The following is a 1213-nucleotide window of genomic DNA, read 5'->3' on the forward strand; positions in this document are numbered from 1 at the left end:
AAATTTTTATTAATTATATATCCCTTAAATGTAAATAAATACAAATAAGATAAAAAAGCAACACCTATTGAGGATAGCCTTTGACCATATTTTTGCACAATATTATTTTATGCGCCATAACAATTGAGCAATTTTTGTTAGTTTAGACTACTAAGGGATCATAATCAGTGCTGTATAAATGTTCTATATTACCTTCTATTACTTGTTGATAGGTGAATTCGAATATTTCATCGTAGTTTATTTTTCTCCTGCCAAGTGATTCTTTAGAAGGAGGTTTATTAATTTTCTTGATAAACTCCTCGAAAGTATCATATTTACAGGTGATAAGCATTCTTTGCACTGTTAATAGAGTCTTAGTTGTTTTAGCTCTTTTCTTGAACATATTTAATAGCAAATAAGTTATTAGCGCAATCAAGATCTGATTCTCTACTGCATTTTGACTGAAACCGTGAAGTTTTTGCACATTTAAATGCTGTTTGATCCATTTAAAAAATAGTTCTATTTGCCAGCGGTTACGATATAAATCGCCGATTTCTTGTGCACTACGCTCAAAATCATTAGTTATAATACGTATAATCTTATTTGGATCACGATCATCTGGGACTTCTAGTAAGCGAAGGTTATTTCTCATTCTAGTTATCCCTGGATTGCCTAATCTAATAGTACTTTCTTTAACTTTTTTACCATCAACTAAAGTTGTTGAAGAATCAATGATCTCTACTAGAGCATTCTTTTTAAGTCTTGATATGAATAGAGTTTGATTTTCAGTATAATTATCAAACTTTTCATAATCAACATAAGCTCTATCAAAAATATGCAAAGCATTTGCAGTAGTGCTTATTACTAAATCATCCATTTTTGTCTTATCAGCTTCTATAGCAGGAGAGATGACAGCTTTATCCGGAATAGTCTTATCACCATCAAAAACAACACGTAAGTTAACTTTAATTCCAGCTTTAGTCTTACGAAAATCAGCCCATCTATACTGGGATAGAGCCATTGTGATTGTAGTTGCATCTATTAAGTGAACTTGATTTAAGTTTCGCCTTAAATATTCAGCTCCTCTTTCAATTAATATTTCTTGAGCTAAATATTTAAATATCTTGTAAGTTAAAGATGGCGGTAAGTCTCTTAACTTCCTAGATAATTGAGAAGCACTGATTGATTTTAGTCTAAGAACTTTTTGTAAGTTTTCATTATTAGATACTCTTAA

The 1213-nt window shown here is 30.4% G+C and carries 1 protein-coding gene; it reads right to left on the reverse strand.

The genetic code is table 11. The features are described from left to right. Nucleotides 1-142 precede the first annotated feature (142 nt). Nucleotides 143-1213 (reverse strand): IS4 family transposase (locus MWH30_RS13720; protein WP_248664665.1); only part of this gene is annotated, 1071 nt, incomplete at its 5' end.

The organism is Fuchsiella alkaliacetigena, assembly GCF_023227765.1.
GTDB classification, from domain to species: domain Bacteria; phylum Bacillota; class Halanaerobiia; order Halobacteroidales; family Acetohalobiaceae; genus Fuchsiella; species Fuchsiella alkaliacetigena.